Annotated in this window: 20 protein-coding genes; 9 read left to right on the top strand and 11 right to left on the bottom strand. The window is 67.9% G+C overall.

The window, feature by feature from the left end; genetic code table 11:
* Positions 1-122: 122 nt before the first annotated feature.
* The 5 genes from paaI (at position 123) to SREC43747_RS19735 (ending at position 4011) form a co-directional block, all read left to right on the top strand.
* Positions 123-506 carry a hydroxyphenylacetyl-CoA thioesterase PaaI gene (gene paaI / locus SREC43747_RS0110070; RefSeq protein ID WP_029721088.1) on the top strand — a complete coding sequence of 128 codons (384 nt, stop codon included), beginning with the start codon at positions 123-125 and terminating at the stop codon, positions 504-506.
* Complete coding sequence (gene paaK / locus SREC43747_RS0110065) at positions 503-1840, top strand: phenylacetate--CoA ligase PaaK (RefSeq protein WP_029721087.1); 1338 nt, start codon at positions 503-505, stop codon at positions 1838-1840. The genes paaI and paaK overlap by 4 nt, the downstream gene beginning before the upstream one ends.
* A 25-nt stretch (positions 1841-1865) precedes the next feature.
* Positions 1866-2513, top strand: a complete 648-nt coding sequence (locus SREC43747_RS0110060; protein WP_029721086.1) for a TetR/AcrR family transcriptional regulator — start codon at positions 1866-1868, stop codon at positions 2511-2513.
* 64 nt (positions 2514-2577) lie between these two features.
* Positions 2578-3564 carry a phytoene/squalene synthase family protein gene (locus SREC43747_RS0110055; protein ID WP_051387923.1) on the top strand — a complete coding sequence of 329 codons (987 nt, stop codon included), beginning with the start codon at positions 2578-2580 and terminating at the stop codon, positions 3562-3564.
* A gap of 123 nt (positions 3565-3687) precedes the next feature.
* Positions 3688-4011 (top strand): hypothetical protein, encoded by a 324-nt coding sequence (locus SREC43747_RS19735; protein WP_029721083.1) that lies wholly within the window; start codon positions 3688-3690, stop codon positions 4009-4011.
* 19 nt (positions 4012-4030) lie between these two features.
* Here SREC43747_RS19735 and SREC43747_RS0110045 read toward each other — a convergent pair whose 3' ends face one another.
* The gene (locus SREC43747_RS0110045) at positions 4031-5194 is read right to left on the bottom strand and encodes a S8 family peptidase (protein ID WP_029721082.1); all 1164 of its coding nucleotides are present in this window, start codon (positions 5192-5194) and stop codon (positions 4031-4033) included.
* Between the two features lie 263 nt (positions 5195-5457).
* Between SREC43747_RS0110045 and SREC43747_RS0110040 the strand changes: the two genes are divergently transcribed.
* Entirely contained in the window at positions 5458-6291 is an 834-nt protein-coding gene (locus SREC43747_RS0110040) for an SDR family NAD(P)-dependent oxidoreductase (protein ID WP_306413780.1), read from the top strand.
* A 27-nt stretch (positions 6292-6318) separates the two neighbouring features.
* On the top strand, positions 6319-6765 hold the full coding sequence (locus SREC43747_RS0110035) for a universal stress protein (RefSeq protein ID WP_029721080.1): 447 nt from the start codon (positions 6319-6321) through the stop codon (positions 6763-6765).
* Positions 6766-6769: 4 nt separating this feature from the next.
* Here the strand turns inward: SREC43747_RS0110035 and SREC43747_RS21305 are convergent, their stop codons facing one another.
* From SREC43747_RS21305 to SREC43747_RS21535, 3 genes are all read right to left on the bottom strand, one after another.
* Positions 6770-7456, bottom strand: a complete 687-nt coding sequence (locus tag SREC43747_RS21305) for a GAF domain-containing protein (RefSeq protein WP_160173029.1) — start codon at positions 7454-7456, stop codon at positions 6770-6772.
* 323 nt (positions 7457-7779) lie between these two features.
* The gene (locus tag SREC43747_RS21300; RefSeq protein WP_160173028.1) at positions 7780-7941 is read right to left on the bottom strand and encodes a hypothetical protein; all 162 of its coding nucleotides are present in this window, start codon (positions 7939-7941) and stop codon (positions 7780-7782) included.
* An 81-nt stretch (positions 7942-8022) separates the two neighbouring features.
* Entirely contained in the window at positions 8023-8232 is a 210-nt protein-coding gene (locus SREC43747_RS21535; protein WP_037331720.1) for a hypothetical protein, read from the bottom strand.
* Positions 8233-8404: 172 nt separating this feature from the next.
* On the opposite strand from SREC43747_RS21535, the gene SREC43747_RS0110010 reads away from it, so the two are divergent.
* Positions 8405-10774: an MGDG synthase family glycosyltransferase gene (locus tag SREC43747_RS0110010; protein WP_029721078.1), complete on the top strand. Its 2370-nt coding sequence runs from the start codon at positions 8405-8407 to the stop codon at positions 10772-10774.
* A 99-nt stretch (positions 10775-10873) separates the two neighbouring features.
* Positions 10874-11617, top strand: a complete 744-nt coding sequence (locus SREC43747_RS0110005; RefSeq protein WP_029721077.1) for an SDR family NAD(P)-dependent oxidoreductase — start codon at positions 10874-10876, stop codon at positions 11615-11617.
* Positions 11618-11627: 10 nt separating this feature from the next.
* Here SREC43747_RS0110005 and hpnH read toward each other — a convergent pair whose 3' ends face one another.
* The 7 genes from hpnH to hpnC form a co-directional block, all read right to left on the bottom strand.
* A complete protein-coding gene (gene hpnH, locus SREC43747_RS0110000; RefSeq protein ID WP_029721076.1) occupies positions 11628-12629 on the bottom strand; it encodes an adenosyl-hopene transferase HpnH in 1002 nt (333 codons plus the stop codon).
* Positions 12629-13243 (bottom strand): phosphorylase family protein, encoded by a 615-nt coding sequence (locus tag SREC43747_RS0109995; RefSeq protein ID WP_029721075.1) that lies wholly within the window; start codon positions 13241-13243, stop codon positions 12629-12631. Before SREC43747_RS0109995 ends, hpnH begins: the two co-directional genes overlap by 1 nt.
* A 4-nt stretch (positions 13244-13247) precedes the next feature.
* Positions 13248-15206 (bottom strand): squalene--hopene cyclase, encoded by a 1959-nt coding sequence (shc, locus tag SREC43747_RS0109990; RefSeq protein ID WP_051387921.1) that lies wholly within the window; start codon positions 15204-15206, stop codon positions 13248-13250.
* Positions 15203-16210 (bottom strand): polyprenyl synthetase family protein, encoded by a 1008-nt coding sequence (locus tag SREC43747_RS0109985; RefSeq protein ID WP_029721073.1) that lies wholly within the window; start codon positions 16208-16210, stop codon positions 15203-15205. The genes shc and SREC43747_RS0109985 overlap by 4 nt, the downstream gene beginning before the upstream one ends.
* Positions 16207-17568, bottom strand: a complete 1362-nt coding sequence (hpnE, locus tag SREC43747_RS0109980) for a hydroxysqualene dehydroxylase HpnE (protein WP_236623120.1) — start codon at positions 17566-17568, stop codon at positions 16207-16209. The genes SREC43747_RS0109985 and hpnE overlap by 4 nt, the downstream gene beginning before the upstream one ends.
* Positions 17565-18461 carry a presqualene diphosphate synthase HpnD gene (gene hpnD, locus SREC43747_RS0109975; protein ID WP_051387920.1) on the bottom strand — a complete coding sequence of 299 codons (897 nt, stop codon included), beginning with the start codon at positions 18459-18461 and terminating at the stop codon, positions 17565-17567. The genes hpnE and hpnD overlap by 4 nt, the downstream gene beginning before the upstream one ends.
* A partial coding sequence (gene hpnC, locus SREC43747_RS0109970; RefSeq protein WP_029721070.1) for a squalene synthase HpnC occupies positions 18425-19304 on the bottom strand: 880 nt, incomplete at its 5' end. The genes hpnD and hpnC, both read right to left, overlap by 37 nt.

The raw sequence follows: 19304 nt of genomic DNA, 5'->3' as shown, positions 1-19304 counted from the left end.
AGAATTGATCTCATCCCAACCTTGACAACCACCCCGGCCGCTGCATTAATTACCGACTAATCGTTCAGTCCAAGGCGGTGACATTGGTGCACGCACAAGCAACGCCGAACGCGGCACACGCGATGTTCGACGACGACCGCGCTTCCCGAGCACTCGGCATCGAACTGGTGGAAGCGGCCAACGGCTTCGCCCGGGCTCGGATGCGCATCACCGAGACCATGGTCAACGGGCACGGCATCGCCCACGGCGGCTACATCTTCCTGTTCGCCGACACGACGTTCGCCTGCGCCTGCAACAGTCACGGGCCCACCACCGTCGCAGCGAGCGCGGAGATCACCTTCATCCGTCCCGTCCGCCAGGGGGACCTGCTGGAAGCCACCGCCACCGAGCGAGTTCGCTACGGCCGCAGCGGCATGTACGACGTCACCGTTCGCCGCGGAAGCGAAACAGTCGCGGAATTCCGTGGCCACAGCCGAACCATTTCCGACCAAGGAGCCAAGCAATGACAGCGACAACGAAGTCCCTGGCCTCCCAGAGGGTCGGCGTTGCTCCTGCACCGGCTGAGCTGGATCAGGCAGAACGGTATTCCCGCGACGAACTGGCCGCTGTCCAACTCGAACGGTTGCGGAAAACCCTGCAGCACGCCTACGACAACGTCCCGGCGTACCGCAAGAAGTTCGACGAAGCCGGGGTGCACCCCCAGGACTGCCGCAGCCTCGAGGACCTCAGCAGGTTCCCGTTCACCACCAAGCAGGACCTGCGGGAGAACTACCCGTTCGGCATGTTCGCCGTTCCGCAGGAGAAGGTCCGCCGGTTGCACGCCTCCAGCGGCACCACCGGCAAACCCACCGTGGTGGGTTACACCGACGGTGATCTGCAGACCTGGGCCGAAGTGGTGGCCCGCTCGATCCGCGCGGCCGGTGGCCGCCCCGGGCACAAGGTGCACGTCTCCTACGGGTACGGGCTGTTCACCGGTGGCCTCGGGGCCCACTACGGAGCCGAGAAGCTGGGTTGCACCGTCGTTCCCGCCTCCGGCGGCATGACCGCGCGTCAGGTGCAGATCATCCAGGACTTCCAGCCCGAGATCATCATGGTCACCCCGACCTACATGCTGACGCTGCTCGACGAGTTCGAGCGCCAGGGCATCGATCCCCGCAGCACTTCGCTGAAGGTCGGCATCTTCGGCGCCGAACCCTGGACCGATCAGATGCGCGCCGAGATCGAGGAGCGCCTCGACATCCACGCCGTGGACATCTACGGGCTGTCCGAAGTGATGGGCCCCGGGGTGGCCAGCGAGTGCGTGGAGACCAAGGACGGCCTGCACATCTGGGAGGACCACTTCTACCCCGAGATCATCGATCCGATCACCGGGGAGCCGTTGCCGGACGGCAGCGAGGGGGAACTCGTGTTCACCTCGTTGACCAAAGAGGCCATGCCGGTCATCCGCTACCGCACCCGGGACCTCACCCGGTTGCTGCCCGGCACCGCCCGCCCGATGCGCCGGATGAGCAAGATCACCGGGCGCAGCGACGACATGATCGTGCTGCGCGGGGTGAACGTCTACCCGACGCAGATCGAGGAGATCGTGCTGCAGACCCCCGGCATGGCACCGCACTTCCAGTTGGTGCTCACCCGGGAGGGCCGCATGGACAACATGACCGTGCGGGTGGAGGCACGCCCGGACTGCCCTGCGGAACGCCGTACCACTGCGGTGACCGAACTGCAGCAGAACATCAAGAACAGCGTGGGCGTGTCCACCAAGGTCGAGATCGTCGATCCGGACACCCTGGAGCGTTCGGTCGGCAAACTTCGGCGCGTCGTGGACCGGCGCAACCGCTGACCGGCCCACTGCGATACTTGCTGGTATGCAGGGCAACGGAGAGCGCGCAACGCGCCGGGGCCGGCCCGGATATGACCTCGGGCGATTGCTCGAGGTCACCGTCCGGGTTTTCAACGAGCGCGGTTACGAAGGCACCAGCATGGAGGACCTCTCCCACCGCCTCGGGATCACCAAGTCGGCGATCTACCACCACGTCTCGGGCAAGGACGAACTGCTCCGGCTCAGCGTCAACCGGGCGCTGGACGCGTTGTTCGCGGTGCTGGAAGAGGAGGAGTCCGCCACCGGTCCGGCCATCCACCGCCTGGAGCACGTGGTTCGCCGCAGCGTCGAAGTGCTGATCGCCGAGCTCCCGTTCGTGACCCTGCTGCTGCGGGTGCGTGGCAACACCCGGGTCGAGCGGCAGGCGCTCGCGCGTCGCCGCGAGTTCGACCGGTTCGTCACCGACTTGGTCAAGCAGGCGGTTGCCGAGGGCAGCGTGCGGCCGGATGTGGATCCGGCGCTGACCGCGCGGTTGCTGTTCGGCATGGTGAACTCCATCAGTGAGTGGTATCGCCCGAACCGCGGAATGCGGAGCGCCGAGATAGCCGATGCGGTGACCAAGGTGGCGTTCAGCGGGCTGCGCACTCCCACCGAGGTGCTCTCCTCGGACCCCCACAGCAATCACCAGCAGTGACCGGCTTCACCAGCGGCTGTGTCCACGTCCTGCGGGGCACTGCTGGTGTGCTGTGATTCTTCACATGCTCTCCGGTACCCGACCGAATGCCGCTGCTCGCCGAGAACTCGACGCCGCGGGAATCACGGACCCGCAATTGCGGACGGCTTACTACCGGTGCCGGCGACTCAACGCGCAGCACGGGCGGACCTACTTCCTGGCCACCCGTTTGCTGACCACTGCGCAACGCCCGCCCATCCACGCTCTGTACGGTTTTGCCCGCTGGGTGGACGACCTGGTCGACGACTTGTCAGCCCCAGCTCGGCGCGCCGAGCTCCACCAGATGCTCGACCAGGTGGAGCAGGAGCTCAAGACCGGGTTGGAGGGCCTCAGGACCGAGCACCCCGTGCTGGCGGCGGTGTCGCACACCGCTGCCCGGCACGCGATAGAACCGGCGCTGTTCAGCGACTTCATGACGTCCATGCGAATGGATCTGACGGTCCACGAGTACCCCACCCGGGAAGCCCTGAACACCTACGTCCACGGGTCCGCCGCGGTGATCGGGCTGCAGGTCCTCCCCGTGCTGGGCACGGTGTGCCCCCAATCCGAAGCGGCCCCCTACGCCACCGCACTGGGCAGGGCGTTCCAGTTGACCAACTTCTTGCGGGACGTCGGCGAAGACCTGGATCGGGGCAGGGTGTACCTGCCCGCCGATGAACTGGCCGCTTTCGGGGTCGACCGGGAGCGACTGGTGTGGTGCCGGCAGCGGGGAATCGCCGACCGGAAGGTGCAGCGAGCTCTGGCCGACCAAGTGGCCCGCACCCGCGCCACGTACCGGTTCGCCGAGCACGGGATCGCCCTGCTGAAGCCCTGCTCCCGACCGTGCATCGCCACCGCGTTCACCCTGTACCAGGACATCCTCGACCGGATCGTCGAGGCGGACTACAACGTTTTCGGCGGACGCGCCGTGGTCCCGAACAGCAGGCGGGCCGGTGTTGCTCTTGCCGCGATGAGCGCGGTGCTGGCCAACCGGACCGCCAACACCGGATGGTGGTTCACCTCCTGGCGATGACCTGCGATGTCGCTCACCTTTGCGTGTGACCAGCGAAGCCACTGGGTAAGCGCTGGATGGAGGTTGGGCGGCAAGCCGTCCGGTCAACCTGATCGCTTGATACGGCAGATTCGGGGGCAATTCATGGGCAGCAGCACAACATCTCGTTGGCACGAGGTGAGCGCTACCGCGGAAGCCATCGCCCAGGCTGGTGGCCAGTTGGAAACCAGCGCCCGGCACATCAAATCGACCGAGGAGCTGGCTACTGCTCAGGAAGCTCTGTTCGCCATAACCCGGGCTGGCGCCCGGCTGGCTCGGCAGTTGGACCTGCTGGCCAACGAGTACGAATCACCCTCGCTCTCCGAGCCGTCAGCTGTGCACGTGGCCTTGGACCAAGCCGCAGCGGCCGCCGAGGACCTGGGGAACTGCACGAAGGTCGCCGCCCAGGCCATCGAAGATCGGGAATGACCCGGACGGCGCTTTCCGATCAGGGGGCCTGCACCAATCCGGCACCGACATCAGTGGAGGCCAGCGGCAGTCTCCTGGCCGACTGCGTCAACCTGGCCCACAGGCCCCAGGCACGTTCGCCGGTCTGCTGAGCGAGCAGAGCGGCTACTCCGGAAACGTGCGGGGTCGCCATGCTGGTCCCGCTGAGCTTGCGGTACTTCTCGGGCCCGGCGAAGCTCGAGTACACGTCCACTCCGGGCGCCACCAAGTCGACCTGCCCTATTTCATCGACCGTGCCGGAGGAGAAATCAGCGATCTGCAGTTCCGGCCCGACCGCTCCCACCGCCATGATCGACGGGCAGTTCGCCGGGTGGCCGACCGGCGCGATGACCCCCGCCGAACGCTGGCTCTCGTTGCCGGCAGCAGCGATGATGAGCGTTCCCCTCGCCATCGCTCGCCGCGCGACCTGTTCGAACGCCCGCGAGTAGGGTTGCCCGGGCTGAGCGGGCGCGCCCAACGACATGGACACCACCGAACACCCGTTGGAGATCGCCCACTGGATTCCGGCGAGGATGCCGCTGTCGGTGCCAGAACCTTCATCGCTGAGCACTTTGCCGGCGTATATCGAAGCTTCGGATGCCAATCCGTAGCCGGGTCCCTCTTGGGCTTGCCGCGGACCGCACGCGGTGCCGGTGACGTGCGTGCCGTGCCCGTGGCCGTCGTGGGGGTCGGCTCCCGGGACGAACGAGCCGGCCACGATGTCGCGATCGGCGAAGTCGGGATGCTCCTGGTCGAGCCCGGTGTCCAAGATGGCCACCCGCACCCCGGCACCGGTGGGCTCGCTGCGGTCTCCGCGGACCGCCTGCAGTCCCCAGGTGAACTCCCCGTCCTCCGCTCGCGGCTCACCGTCGATGGCGTAGACCGTTCGCTCCGGCTCGAAGGCGGCGATGGGGCCTCGCTCCCCCGCGGCTCGTTCGATCAGGGAGGCCTGTTCCGCATTGGCTTGGACCAGCGCGACTCCGAGTTCGTGCAGCACGATCCCGTCCGCTTCCCCGAAGATCTCGGCGGGAGCGGGTCCGGCGATGTCCGCGGTGTTCGCGCACCGGAGCCCGGCAAGCCTGGTCAGCTCACGGGTGCCGACGATGGTCGCGTCGTCTTCGAGCAGCACCAGGTATCGGCCCGTGGATTCCGGTCCAGTCGTCATAAGAGCTCCCTCTTCGGGTCAACGGAAAGTAATCTGTTACTCGATGTGTATCTTCAATTACTAGTAGTCACAATCGCCCGGTCAGGTACGTATTCACAAAGCGTGACAACCCTTCTTCAACCTGCCGCGCTTCCGGTGGAAGCCAACGCCCCTGAATGCGCTCCAGAAGGAGGAAAGCCAAATTCACCGCACTCGCGCGGATGACAAGTGCGCGTCCCTATCTCCACACTTGGAGGACCCGCAAGATGAATTCGGAGCCACCCGTGAGCACAAGCAAGCAGCGGACCGTGCTGGTCACCGGAGCGACGAACGGGCTCGGCCGGGCGCTCGTCGGAAAGTTCGCGCAAGAAGGGGCGCACGTGCTCATCCACGGCCGCTACGCGCAGCGCGCCGAAGCCGTCCGCGACGAGCTGGCCGCCTCCACCGGGAACCAAGACCTGGACGTCGTGGTCGCCGATCTGGCCGATCTGCACCAAGTTCGCCAGCTGGCGCACGACGTCCCCGAGTGCTGCGAAAAGCTCGACATCCTGATCAACAACGCCGGGATCAGCTCAGGACCTCCCGGAGGTGAGCGCCAAGAGAGCCCCGACGGGATAGAAATGCGATTCGCCGTCAACTACCTCGCGAGCTACTACCTGACCCGCTTGCTGCTCCCGCTGCTGCGCGAATCCGCTCCCTCCCACATCGTCAACATCGCTTCCGCCGGCCAGCACCCCATCGACTTCGACGATCCGATGCTGATCCGGAACTACTCCGGCACTCGCGCCTACGCCCGGAGCAAGCTCGCCCTCATCATGTTCACCTTCGACTTGGCGAAGGAACTCGAGGGAACCGGGGTCCGGGTCAACGCGGTGCACCCGGCGACCTACATGAACACCGCCATGGTGCGAGAAGCCGGGGTCACCCCCTTGGGCACCGTCGACGAAGGAGTGCAAGCAACCCTGCGGCTGGTCAACTCCCCGGACACGGAAGGCCTCACCGGCTGCTACTTCCACGGCGTCCGGGAGGCCAAACCACTGGATCAAGCCCACGATCCAGAAGCACAGGCCAAGTTGCGCACGCTCTCCGACGAACTCTTGGAAAAGGTCCTTTCGTAGTCGGCGAGGCGGCTAGGAGGCACAGCCATGGGCAGCGCTGCGGAACGGAAGATCGTGGTCGGAGTGGACGGCTCAGAACCCTCGAAACGAGCGCTGCGCTGGGCGATCGGCCAGGCCGAACTGACCGGCGCCGAGGTCCACGCGGTCAGCGCCTGGGAGTTCCCGGCCTTCTACAGCTGGGAAGGCGGCCCCATGCCGCCCGACGACTTCGCTGCCTCAGCGCAGCGCAACCTGGACGAAACCGTGCAGGAGATGGAGGAGGAGACCCGAACTCCGGTGACCATCCGCCGGACTTTGAAGCACGGGCACGCCGCCCAGGTGCTCATCGACGAGGCAGCTGACGCCGAGCTGCTCGTCGTCGGCAGCCGGGGCCACGGAACCTTCTACGGAACGCTGATCGGCTCCGTCAGCCGGCGCTGCGCGGTGCACGCCAACTGCCCCGTGGTGATAGTCCGGGACAAGACGGGCTCATGACCGCTCAGCTGCGCCACTCGGTCAACTCCCGCACCGCTTTTTCCAGCACGTCGTAGGCCTCCTCCGCGGACAAGCGGCGGCGCAGCATCAGCAACTCGGCTGCCCGCTTCATCGCTTCTCCGCTGCGCAGCGGCCCGCGGATCGGTTCTGCGGCCAGCTCTTCGGACGTGACCACCCCGGTGGTGGCCAGCGCGGTGGCGGCGAACGACGCGAGCACCAGCAGCGTGTCCGGATCGGAAGCGGCCAGGCCGCGCGGCTCGCTGGTGTAGACGTTCAGGGTCCCCGCCCTGGGGGCCGGAAGAGCCATGTCGGCGCAGAGGACACCGCGAATCCCCTCCTGCGCCGCTCGGGGCCCCAGCTGCGGCCAGAGGGGTTCCTTCGCCAAGTCAGGGCTGCCGGAGATGCCCGTACCGTCCACGGCGGTGGCGGCGGCGAACGGCCCTTCAGCGGTTTCCTGCTGCAGCTGGTCGAAGCGCGCGCAGCGCTCGTCGGTGGCCGAGGTGGTCCGCAGCACCCCGTCCGCGCCGCGGAGCGTGATCCCCGCGCCGTTGGCCCCGGCCATCACGGTCGTCGCCACGCCGACCACGTGCTCCAGCACCTCCGCCACACGTGCGGCGGCGAACAGGTCGCGGCCGAGATCCGCGAAGTTCCGAGCCAGCGGGGACCACACCCGGCTGCGCTCGTTGCTCACCTGGCCCCCCTTGCGGGACTGCCCCTTCTTGCCGGGGACCACGCTGGTCGTGAACCACTTCCTGTCTTCTTCCCTGCTCAGGGAAACCCCTCTGTCCCCAGCAGTTCCCCAAGATCTGTCCCAGGCACACATCTGCGCAGGTCCGTCCGTGCGAGTGCGTCATTGCTCACCGTCGGCCGCCCGCAGCCCGCTCGGCGAGAGCTGGTTCAGCTGCGCCGTCACGCCGAACGAGCGCGAAGGCAGTTGCACCCGACGAGCGGCGCTGCTGCCGCGACCGCGGGGACGGGAAGGTTCTGATGCGGTTCTCCCAGCGGCGCTGCAACTCACTCAGCGGTGTCCTCACGCCGTCCGTTCTCCTCCTCGGAGCGTTCGGAGAGGCGCTGCTGCAGCCGCGCAGTCCGCTGCTGGAGCAGCAGCAAACCGATCAGCACCAGCACGATGACCGCCGCAACGGCCACCACAACGATCAGGACTGCACTGCCCATACCGGATCCCCGCTGCGATTTCCCGTTCCCGCAGGCCGGATACCCCCAAACCGGCAATCGCAGTCAGCGCATTCGCGGGGATCACCCCAGCAGTCGGACGAAGAACCACGCTATTCTGCTGACCCTGCGGACCTTGACCACCTGCCCGGCCACTCCGTGGACCTCCCACTTCTGCCCGCACTCCGGGCAGGTCCACATCCCGATCTGCGACGTGTCGACCTGGCAGGGGTGGCCTCGGCGCCCTCTTCTCATCAGCAACTGCTCCCGATCGCGATCCTCGCTGCCGATCACACCACAACGAGCTCCGCGTGGACAGCCAAGACGAGCCGGGAACCGGATCTAGCGCGCTTCCCCGCGAGCGCGGCGTCGGGAGCTGGCCCCGCAAGGGGTTGTTCGACCAGCCGGAACCGCTGCCGGAGGTTAACCTTCGAACGCACGAGCCGGACCGAAAGGATTCAGTCTCGTGAACGGCCACCCGCAGCGCGTGCTGCTCATCAGCGCCACCATCGGCGAGGGGCACAACGCCACCGCCCGCGCCGTCGAAGAAGCTGTCCACGAGCGCTGGCCTGGCTGCCAGACGCGTTGGCTGGACGCACTGCAGGTCATGGGCCGCTGGGTTCCGCGCGCGTTCAACTGGATCTACGTGACCAACGTGGAATCGACCCCGTGGCTCTACGACTTCTTCTACGCCGCGCTGTGGCGGTACCGGTGGTTCGCCAACGCGTCGAGGAACTTCACCGGAGCCTGGTGCGGGCAACGGCTCAAGCGCGTGCTGGCCGAATACCGACCTGATCTGATCATCAGCACCTATCCGCTGGGCACGGCCGGGTTGAACTGGTTGCGCCGGCACGACCTCCTCGACGTTCCGACGGCCGCGGTGGTCTCCGACTTCGCACCGCACCCCTTTTGGGTGTACCCGGAGATCGACCTGCACTACGTCGCCAGCCAGGAGAGCCTGCGCGCCATGGAACGCGCTGAACCGCACGCGGTGGGCGAGGTCTGCGTGCCCCCGGTGGTTTCGGCCTTCCAACCGCAGGACCGCGCTCTCGCGCGGAAGCGGCACGGTTTGGCGGACGGGTTCACCGCCCTGCTCGCCTGCGGTTCCTACGGGTTCGGCGCGGTGGACCGCGCCCTCGACGGTTGCCTCCGGGAAGACCGGGTGCGCCAGGTGGTCGTGGTGTGCGGCCGCAACCGCGCTCTGCACCAGCGGCTCAGCCAGCACCCCGACCCCCGGGTGGTGCCGCTGGGGTGGGTCGAGGACATGCCGGGGTTGCTGGCCGCCGCCGACGTGGTGGTCACGAACGCCGGAGGTGCGACGGCGCTGGAAGCGCTGGCCTGCGGCCGGGCGGTGGTGATGTTCGAACCGATCGCCGGTCACGGCAAGGCCAACGCCAGGCTGATGGCTCGAGCCGGACTGGCCGCCCTGTGCTGGAACGAGCAGGAACTGACCGAGACCTTGCGACACTGGCTCTCCGATCCGCAGCAGCTGGCGGATCAGGAAAAACGAGCCCTGGAACACGCCTCTTCCGGCAACTTCGCCGACCAGGTGGAGGCTTTGCAGCACCTGCCGCAGCACCACGGGAATCGACCGCTGCGGTCGTCCGACGCGTTCTTCGTCCACGCCGCCACCCCGAACGTCCCGCAGCAGACCGGTGTCCTGTTGCGCTTCCCGGACCTGGGAAGACCAGCCGAGGAGTGGGCCGAACACCTCCGGGGGAAGCTGGCCGAGCGGGTCGGCGACCTGCCGATGCTCACCCGGCGGCTCGTTCTCCGCCCCGGTCGGCGACCGCGCTGGCGCCAGGACAGCAGTTCTCCGGAAGAGCACCTCCACTGGCGCCAGCTCAGCACGTCAGAAGAGACCGGGGCCGCGGTCACCGAGTTCTTCCGCCGCCCCGTGCGCACCGATCGCGCTCCGTGGGAACTGCAGCTGCTGCACGATCCTTCCGGGCACTGCAACCTGCTGGTGAAGATGCACCACGCCCTCGGCGATGGCCTGGCCGTCACCAGCACGCTGGTGCGCTTGCTGACGGACCACCCGGATCCGGTGCGCCGAGGAGCCTCGATCGGTCTTCCCCGGCGGAGCAAGAACGTCTTGCCGGTGTTGCGCGGCATCGCCGAACTGGCCGCGGCGGGCTTCGCCCCTCGCAGTCCGGTCACCGGGATGAGCAGTTCCCGCCGGGAAATCGCCTGGGCGGAGTTGCCGGCGCCCGAGCTGCGCCAGCTGGCCCGCCGGCACCGGGTGAGCACCACCGGGGTGGTGCTGGCGCTGATCGCCGAAGCGGTGCACCGGGCAACACCGCGGTCCGGTGCGCAGCAGTTGCGGGTCATGATCCCGCAGACCACGCGGATCCGGCACGACGGCCCGGGAGCGGACGCCCCCGGGAATCACACGAGCACGCTCGCCGTCGATCTCCCGGTCGGGCCGATGCCGTTCACCTCCCGCCTGGCCGCGGTGGACGACCAACTCGACTCCGAGAAGCGGTACCGGCAGGCGGAGGCGGCCAGCGCGGTGCTGACCGCGTTCGGCTGGTTGCCTGCGCCGCTGCACCGCTGGATAGCTCGACGGGTCTACCACCGGGCCTTCTTCAACGCGATCGTCTCAGTCCTACCCGGTCGTCGGCGGGTGCCGCGAATCGGCGGTTCTCCTGTCGAGGCTGCGGTTCCCGTGCTGTCCCTCGCAGAAGGGGTGGGCCTTGCCGTGGGCGCTCTCAACTGGGGAGAGGCCATCTTCTCGGGAATCACCACCGATCCGGAGATCGCCCCGCGAGCCGGTGCGGTGGCCCAGCACATGAAGTCGGCGTTCGACTTGCTGCAGCACACCAGCGGTACCTGACCCCCGCACCAGTTCCGGAGGAGCGAATGCACGACCCTCTGCTGATGCCCCGGCCGGTCTGGTCGGTCGCCAGCGGTGGCGCCGGCGAGGGAGGGCGTCATGGCGTTGCGGGTTGACGGCAGCACCGCACTGGTGACCGGCGCTTCCTCCGGGATCGGCGCGGCGATTTCCGAAGAGCTGGCCGCTGCCGGGTGCAAAGTGCTGCTCAGCGGCCGCGACCCCGATCGCTTGGCGGAGGTGGCCCGCCGCACCGGCGGGCGGGTCTGCCCAGCGGATCTGGCGGATCCAGCCGGTTCCGAGCAGCTGGTGGCGGCTGCCGGTGAAGTGGACGTGCTGGTGCACAGCGCCGGTGCCGGTTGGGCGGGGCAGTTCACGGACATGCCGGAAGACCGCGTTCTCGAGCTGACGGCGGTGAACCTCACCGCGCCCATGCTGCTGACCCGGGCGGCGCTGCCCGGAATGGTGCAACGCCGCCGGGGGCACATCGTCTTCGTCTCCTCGATCGCTGCCGTCGGTGTCCGCGGGGAGGAGGTGTACTCGGCGACCAAGGCCGGGCTGCGCGCGTTCGCGACCAGTCTGCGGTATCGAGCGGAGCCGCACGGGGTGGGTGTCTCCACGGTGTTCCCCGGTGCGGTGCGCACACCGTTCTTCGACCGCCGCGGCACTCCCTACGACCGGCGGTTTCCGCGCATGATCGCTCCGGAAGCGGTAGCGCGGCAAGCGGTTCGCGCCATCGAACGGGGGATCGACGAGGTGTACGTGCCGCGCTGGCTGGAATTGGCCGTCCGGGTGCAGGGGCTCTTCCCCGGAGCGTTCCACCGGCTCGCCCGCAGGTTCGGCTGATGCGAGCCGTTCACTCGCGCATGGCGCGGATCGATTCCCGCAACGACCCCATCGTGGCCAGCACCGCGGTGGGCTCGTAACCGCAGTGCGCCATGCAGTTGGCGCACCGGGGGTCCTTCCCCCTTCCGTAGGCGGACCAGTCCGTTTCCTCCAACAGTTCCTGGTAGCTGCTGGCATAACCGTCGGACATCAGGTAGCACGGACGCTGCCAGCCGTACAGCGAGTAGGACGGGATGGCCCACGCGGTGCAGGCGAAGTCCACCTTGCCTTCCAGGAAGTCCAGGAACAGCGGCGAGTGGTTGAACCGCCACTTCTTGCGCCGACCGTCGGCGAACACCTTGCGGAAGAGTTCCCGGGTCTCGGTGACGCCGAGGAAGTGCTCCTGGTCGGGTGCCTTGTCGTAGGCGTAGGCCGGCGACACCATCATCTTGTCCACTTCGAGCTCGTTGTTGAGGTAGTCCAGCACCTCGATCACCGAGCTCGGGGAGTCGTTGCTGAAGAAGGTGCTGTTGGTGGTCACCCGGAAGCCCCTCCGCTGCGCCTCCTTCACGTTCTCCACGGCCTGCGCGAAAACGCCCTTCTTGCACACCGATTCGTCGTGCCGCTGCTCCAACCCGTCGATGTGCACCGCCCAGGAGAAGTACGGGGACGGTTCCAGCTTGTCTATCTTCCGGGGCATGAGCAGTGCGTTCGTGCACAGGTAAACGAACTTCTTGCGACGGACCAGCTCCCGGACCATGACGTCGATCTCCGGGTGCATCAGCGGCTCACCACCGGCAATGGACACGATCGGGGCGCCGCACTCCTCCACCGCCGCGATCGCCTGCTCCACCGGCATCCGCTGTTTGAGCACGCTGGCCGGATGCTGGATCTTCCCGCACCCGGCGCAGGCCAGGTTGCAGGCGAACAGCGGCTCCAGCTCCAGCAGGAGGGCGAACTTGGATCGGCGAGCCAGCTTCTGCTTCAGCAAGTAGGAACCGACTCGGACGGCCTGCCGCAGTGGAATTCCCATCAGAGCACCTCCTCAGGTGGCTGGGAAGAGAAATCGCCGACGAAGTCTGGTCCGGAGCCAGCCCAACGCCGAAGGCATGTGCCGATGGTCCGCAATGTGCTCAGCGCTCGCAGGGCGCGCAGCGGTGTGCCGACGCTCAACAGCGGTTGTTCGGCGGTGTCGACGACGACCCGGAGCACGGCGAGCGGACGTCCTCGGGCGATCGCGGCCAGTTCAGCGGATTCCATGTCCACCGCCAGGGCACCGGCCCGCCGGTGCTCGTCCCGCTGCCGACCGCGCACCACGTGGTCCACGGTGGCCACCGGTCCGCGTCGCACCGGCAGTCCGGCGCGCAGCAGCTCTTGCCATAACCCCGGCAGCAGGGAGCAGGGCACGGTCCGGCGACCGCGCACCTCGCTGGCCGCGACCACGTCCCCGGGGTGCAGGTCTGCTCCGACACCGCCGGCCAAGCCGGCCACGACCAGGGCCGAGAATTCCCGACGAGCCAGCTCTGCGGCGCTTTTCGCGCTGCGGGCCGGACCGAACCCGGTTCGCACGACCGGGCCCGGTCCCAGCGTCGCCCGCAGCGCCCGGGCCTCGATGCCGAGCGGAGCGCACACCAGCAGGCCGGTCATGGCGCTATCCCGCTTCCAGTTCGTCGGCCACCAGCGTCTCCGGGGCCTCCTCGGAGATCGCTTGGTGGTAGCGCCCGAGGGCGGCCAGCGGGAAGATCACCCGGTACAGGTGGTAGTTGATGTAGAAATCACCGGGGAAACCGGTTCCGGTGAACATCTCCTCGTCCCAACCTCCGTCGGCGCGCTGGGTGCGGACCAAGTACTCCACCCCGCGGCGCACCACCGGGGAGTGCTGCCGACCAGCGGCCAGCAGGGCGAACAGCGCCCATCCCGTCTGCGAGGGGGTGGAGGTGCCCCGGCCGATCCAGCTGGGGTCGTCGTAGGAGCGCAGGTCCTCTCCCCAACCGCCATCGGGGTTCTGGTGCTGCTCCAACCAGTTCACCGCCCGCCGCACCGCCGGGTGGTCGGTGGGGATTCCCGCGCGCACCAGGGCCGGTACCACCGCTCCGGTGCCGTACACGTGGTTCGCGCCCCAGCGGCCGAACCACGAGCCGTCGGCTTCCTGGTGGTCCAGCAGCCACTGCACCCCGTCGCGGGTGGTCTTGTCGTTGCGGTGCCCCAGCACGGACAGCGCTTCGACGACGTGGGCGGTGACGTCCGCCGAAGGGGGATCGATGACTTCCCCGAAGTCGCAGAACGGCAGTTTGCCCACCAGTCCCCGGGTGTTGTCGGCGTCGAAGGCGCCCCAACCTCCATCGGCCGACTGCATGCCCCGCAACCAGCGAATTCCTCGGGAGATCGCCCCCTGCACCTCGTTCCGGTGGGGGTGGTCCACCCGGTTGAGCGCCAGCAGGGCTTCCGCGGTGTCGTCGATGTCCGGGTACCAGTCGTTCTCGAACTCGAACGCCCAGTTGCCGCCGGGCGGCAGCTCGGGCCTGCGCACCGACCAGTCACCTTTGACCTGGATTTCCTGGTCCAGCACGTAGTCGGCAGCTTTGCGCAGAGCGGGGTGGTCAGCGGGCAGGCCGGCATCGCGCAGCGCCTGCATGCCGAGCACGGTGTCCCACACCGGGGATTGGCACGCCTCCAGTCGGCGGACCGTCCCCTCCGGCGTCTTCTGCCTGATGAGGAACCCCTCCAGACCGTCGAGCGCTTGGCGCAGCACCGGGTGCTCCAGCGAATACCCCAGCAGGTGCAGCGCCAGAATTGAGTACACCCACGGCGGCTGGATGCCGCCCCAGCCCCCGTCCGCTTCCTGCCGGGCGATGATCCACTCCGCGGCACGCAGCATCGCGTGCTGCCGGAGCGTCCGCACCGGACGCTTCTGGTACAGGTGCAGTACCCGGTCCAGCAGGTGGAAGCCGTATTCGGCGTTCCACTGCGGCCGCACGCGCGGTGGGCGCTGCCCGGTGCGGAGTTCCCGAACGCTGAAGCCGAGTTCTCGACGGGGTTGCAGGGTGCACACCACGGTGAGGGGGACGATGGTCTGCCGCGCCCAGCATCCCCAGTCCGCAAGGTTCAGCGGCACCCAGGTCGGCAGCAGCACGATCTCCGGAGGCATGGCCGGGAGGTCCCGCCACGACCACTCCCCGAACAGGGCCAGCCAGATCCGGGTGAACACCCGGGTGGATTCCAGCCCGCCGTGCGTGAGGATCCACTCCCGAGCGGCCACCATGTGCTCTGCCCTGATGTCATCACCGGCCAGTTTGAGCGCCACGTAGGCTTCGACCGTGGTGGACAGATCACCGGGTCCTCCGCGGAAGAGGGCCCAGGTGCCGTCCTCGCGCTGCTGGGAACGAATCCAGCGGGCGGCTTCCTCGGTCTCCTGCTGAGTGCGAATTCCCAGGAATTGGCGCAACAGCAGGTCTTCGGCATCCATCGTGACGTTGGTTTCCAGCTCACCCTTCCAATAGCCGGCGGGGTGCTGCAGGGACAGGAAGTAGTCCCGGGCAGCGCGCAGCGCGGCTTGGACGTCCGGGCCCTCTCCGATTGACGCTGGGGCGTGCTGAAGCTGGTCGGTCAATGTTTCCTCCGAACGATGAACTCGGCGAGTTCGGTCAGCGAATCGATCACTTCTGGCGGGCCGCTCCCCAAGTGCTGCCGGGCGGTGGCCAGCCGGCGTTCGCACTCCGCTCGAGTCCAATCCGCAGACCCAGTGCGCTGCACCATTTCAGCGGCTTCCTGCAGTTCGTCCTCGGTCAGCGGATCGGGCTGGTCGTACAACCGGCGCAGCCGTTCGCCCTCGGGGGTGCCCGAGTTCAGCGCGTGGACCACCGGCACGGTCTTCTTCCGGGTGCGCAGGTCGGAGAGCACGGGCTTGCCGGTGACCTCGGGATCTCCCCACAGGCCGAGCAGGTCGTCGACGAGTTGGAACGCCATCCCGAGTTCCACCCCGAAGGTGTGGAGCCGGGTCACTTCCCGCTGTTCCGCCCCCAAGTACAGGGCTCCGATGGAAGCGGCGCACCCGAGCAGCACGGCCGTCTTGTCGTGCGCCATCTGCAAGCACTCGTCCAGGCGCACGTCGTTGCGCCGCTCGAAGTCGAGGTCAGCCGCCTGGCCGGCGATCAGGGTGCGGGTGGCGGCGGACAACCAGCGGACCGCTGCCGCGGTGTGCGGGCTGTTCTTCTCCAGCAGCACGTCGGTGGCCAAGGCCAGCAGGGCGTCTCCGGCCAGCAGGGCGGCGGAACGACCGAAGATGGTCCACGCGGTCGGGCGATGGCGTCGAGCGGTGTCGTTGTCCATCACGTCGTCGTGCAGCAGGGAGAAGTTGTGCACGAGTTCGACGGCCGCCGCGGCCGGCAGGGGTGGATCGCAGTCCGGTACCGCGCTCCTGGCCCCCAGCAGCACCATTGCCGGGCGCAGCGCTTTGCCTCCGCTGGTGGCCGGAGATCCGTCCGCGTTCTGCCAGCCGAAGTGGTATTCGCACACCCCTCGGGTGTGCGGTTCCAGCTTGCCGACTGCTTCGCGCAGCACCGGTTCCACCGCTTCTCGGGCAGAGAGAAGTACAGGCGGCACAACAGTTGTCATGCGGTCACCTCCACGCCACGCGCCGATCGCTGCTCGAGGTCCACTGCTTCTGCGGCTCGAAGACCGCTCATCACTGCCCCTTCGGTGGTGTCCGGGAAACCGGTGGCCGTCCAGGCACCAGCGAGGAGGAGCCCGGGAATTTCGGTGTGCGGCCCCGGTCGAAGGCGAGCGACGCCCGGGGCTTGCAGGAAAGTGGCGTTCGGTTCCCTGCTGACGAAGAAGTCCCGCACCTCGGCTCGGCGGGCTGCTGGGAATATTTCCTCGAGCGCGGGCAGGAAGAGCTGCTGCAGTTGCTCAGCCCGCTGGTGCAGGTAGGGCTGGGCCGCTGAAATCGACAGGACCAGGTACTGGCCGTCCCCGGCGCCGGCTGCCTCGGTCCGGTCGAAGACCCACTGCACCGGCGAGTCGACCACCGCGCTGACCGGCAGGTCGGTGACCGGGCGGTCGTACCAGACGTGGACGTTGATGATCGGCGCCGAGGAGAGCTGGGCCCACTCCTCCCGCCCGGCCACACCGTGCCCGGCCAGCAACCGGGAAGCCGACCAGTGCGGTACCGCGACGACGACCCAATCCGCGTCGATCGTGGAGGTTCCGGATCGCTCCCGGAAGCACACGCGCAGGCCGTCTCGTCCGCGCTGCATCCCGGTCACCTTGCAGCGCAGTAGAACCCGGACGCCGCTGGCGGTCAGTTCCCGGTGGGCGGGTTCGCCGTGCAGCTTGCTCAACGGGACTTGGGGAATCCCGATGTCCGCGCTGTCGGTTTCGTCGAGCACCCCGGTGCGGAACACCCTCGCGGCCAAGGCCATCGAAGCTTGCCGCGGGGAAGCGTTCAGCGCGGCAACCGCCAACAGCCCCCAGAAGAGGTCCACCGCCCGGTCGTGTTGCCCGTGCGCGCGCAGCCAGTCGGCGAAGCTGGTCCGATCCAGCTCCGGGTCATCGAGGGGGAGTTTGCGCATCGCCCAAGCTGCACGCGCGACACCGATCCGCTCCCCCACGGTCAACAGCCGGTAGCCCAGCAGCGCAGGCAGCAAGTGCCAGGGAGCCGGCAGGTTCCAGCGGCGCACCTCGGCTCGCCGGCCTCGGGGGGCGAGCACCGGGATGTGGAACCGCGGCTGGATGCTCACGTGCGAGCTGACCCCGAGGCGGTCCAGCAGTCCGCGGTAATTGCGGTAGCACCGCAGGAACACGTGCTGGCCGGTGTCCACTTCCAACTCTCCCCGCTGGAAGGAGTACGTGGCACCGCCGAGCCTGGAGCGCGCTTCCAAGAGGGTGACGGTGAAGCCGTTGTCCGCGCAGCGCAGCGCAGCGCTGATCCCAGCGAGCCCGCCGCCGATCACCACCACCTGACCGCGGCTCACGGCTGCCACCCCGCCAGCGCGCGGACGGCCACCACTGCTTTGCGCCACCCGGGCAGTGCGGCGCGGCGCTGGATCACCGCGTGCGGTTTGGCCGCGATGCGCTGCAGCAGTTGGTGGTAGATGCCGGCCATGGCAGCAGTGCAGGCACGGCTGCGGCGGTCCAGCATCGGCAGCAGCCGAAACCCCTCCTCGTACCAGCACTCAGCGCGGGCCGCCTGGAACCGGATCAATCTTTCCCAGGAGTCACCTGAGGTGATGAGCTCGCCGCTCGGGCTGAGCTCGACGTCGAACACGGCCAGGTCTTGCCGGGGGAGGTAGACCCGCCCGTTGCGCTGGTCTTCCCGGACGTCGCGGAGGATGTTGGTCAGCTGCAGCGCCACTCCCAGCGAATCGGCGTGGGGTTCGGCGGTTTTGCTGTCCTCGGGGGCGAACACCCCGAGGGAGAGGCGCCCGATGGACCCGGCGACGCAACGGCAGTAGCCGACGAGTTCGGCGAACGTGTCGTACTGCTGGCCGCGCACATCCGCTTCGCACCCGGAGATGAGCTCGGCGAAAGCTGGCAGGGGGATCGGGAAGCGGCTGCTGGCGTCGGCCAGGGCTGCCAGCACGGGATCGGATGAATCCACCGACATGTGCTGCAGCGCGTGTCGCGCCTGTTTCAGTTGCTGCAGCTTCTCCTCCGCGGGCAGCTCGCCGTCCCCCACATCGTCCACGCGTCGAGCGAAGGCGTAAACGGCGCTCAGCGCGCGCCGCTTCGGGGGCTGCAGCAAGCGGATGCCGTAGTAGAAGTTGCGGGCTTGCTGACGGGTGATCCGCTCGCATTCCCGATAAGCATCCGCAATGCTCGCCGCCTCAGTCACCAAGGTCTCCCCAGAGCGTAGAGTTTTCCCCATTCCACGAAGGTCCGCACGCGGCCGGGACGTATCTCGGTGCTGAGCGGATCATGTCCGGCCGCGGCGAATGCCGCAGCGGTGGCACGGCCACCGGCGATGTACCCCGACACCGCTATCCGGGCCATACCGGACAGTTGCGAGACGATGGGTGCGCCGGCCGCCAGCATCCGCCGCGCCCGGTCCACCTCGAACTTCACTAATCCGCGCAGTTTCGTCGACGCGTGGGCGCCGGCGAGTTCTTCTTCAGCGCAACCGAAGCGGCGCATGTCCTCGGCGGGGATGTAGATCCGCCCCTGGTTGAAGTCAGCCCTGATGTCCTGGCAGTGTTCCAGGATCTGCAGTGCGGTGCAGATCTTGTCCGACAGTTCGATCAAGCTCTTGTCAGCGCGGTCGAACACGTGCAGGACCGCTTCTCCGACCGGGGCAGCTGACAGAGCGCAGTAGTCGAGCAGGTCTGCGAACGTCTCGTACCTGCGCACCCGTTGGTCCTGCCGGTTGGCCTCGATCAACTTGACCAGGACCTCGTACGGAATGCCGTGCTTGCGCACCGTCGGACTGAGCGCTCGCAGCGCCGGGATCCGCGCTGTGCCCTGGTAGGCCCGACGCAGATCCACCTCCAGCAGGTCGAGCAGCTCCCCTCGGTGCCCCGGGGCCTCGTCGCCGGCGTAATCAACCAGTCGGAAGTAACCGTAGAGGGCATGCAAGTCCTGCCGCACGCTCGGGGGCAGCACTTTGGAGGCGACCGGGAAGTTCTCCGACCGCATCCGTTCCAACACGGCCTCCCACTTGGGGAGGCCGCCCGAACGTGCCGCACTGACCGGTTGTTCGGAATCTCTCCCGGAG

This window comes from Saccharopolyspora rectivirgula DSM 43747 (genome assembly GCF_000497205.1).
Taxonomy (GTDB): Bacteria; Actinomycetota; Actinomycetes; order Mycobacteriales; family Pseudonocardiaceae; genus Saccharopolyspora; species Saccharopolyspora rectivirgula.
Note: the sequence above shows the minus strand (reverse complement) of the source record. Positions and strands in the feature narration are given on the sequence as shown.

Excerpts from the sequence above, each read along its gene's own strand:
- paaI (WP_029721088.1), top strand. The coding sequence starts at position 123 with ATGTTCGACGACGACCGCGCTTCCCGAGCACTCGGCATCGAACTGGTG.
- paaK (WP_029721087.1), top strand. The coding sequence starts at position 503 with ATGACAGCGACAACGAAGTCCCTGGCCTCCCAGAGGGTCGGCGTTGCT.
- SREC43747_RS0110060 (WP_029721086.1), top strand. The coding sequence starts at position 1,866 with ATGCAGGGCAACGGAGAGCGCGCAACGCGCCGGGGCCGGCCCGGATAT.
- SREC43747_RS0110055 (WP_051387923.1), top strand. The coding sequence starts at position 2,578 with ATGCTCTCCGGTACCCGACCGAATGCCGCTGCTCGCCGAGAACTCGAC.
- SREC43747_RS19735 (WP_029721083.1), top strand. The coding sequence starts at position 3,688 with ATGGGCAGCAGCACAACATCTCGTTGGCACGAGGTGAGCGCTACCGCG.
- SREC43747_RS0110045 (WP_029721082.1), bottom strand. The coding sequence starts at position 5,194 with ATGACGACTGGACCGGAATCCACGGGCCGATACCTGGTGCTGCTCGAA.
- SREC43747_RS0110035 (WP_029721080.1), top strand. The coding sequence starts at position 6,319 with ATGGGCAGCGCTGCGGAACGGAAGATCGTGGTCGGAGTGGACGGCTCA.
- SREC43747_RS21300 (WP_160173028.1), bottom strand. The coding sequence starts at position 7,941 with ATGGGCAGTGCAGTCCTGATCGTTGTGGTGGCCGTTGCGGCGGTCATC.
- SREC43747_RS0110005 (WP_029721077.1), top strand. The coding sequence starts at position 10,874 with ATGGCGTTGCGGGTTGACGGCAGCACCGCACTGGTGACCGGCGCTTCC.
- hpnH (WP_029721076.1), bottom strand. The coding sequence starts at position 12,629 with ATGGGAATTCCACTGCGGCAGGCCGTCCGAGTCGGTTCCTACTTGCTG.
- SREC43747_RS0109995 (WP_029721075.1), bottom strand. The coding sequence starts at position 13,243 with ATGACCGGCCTGCTGGTGTGCGCTCCGCTCGGCATCGAGGCCCGGGCG.
- SREC43747_RS0109985 (WP_029721073.1), bottom strand. The coding sequence starts at position 16,210 with ATGACAACTGTTGTGCCGCCTGTACTTCTCTCTGCCCGAGAAGCGGTG.
- hpnD (WP_051387920.1), bottom strand. The coding sequence starts at position 18,461 with ATGGGGAAAACTCTACGCTCTGGGGAGACCTTGGTGACTGAGGCGGCG.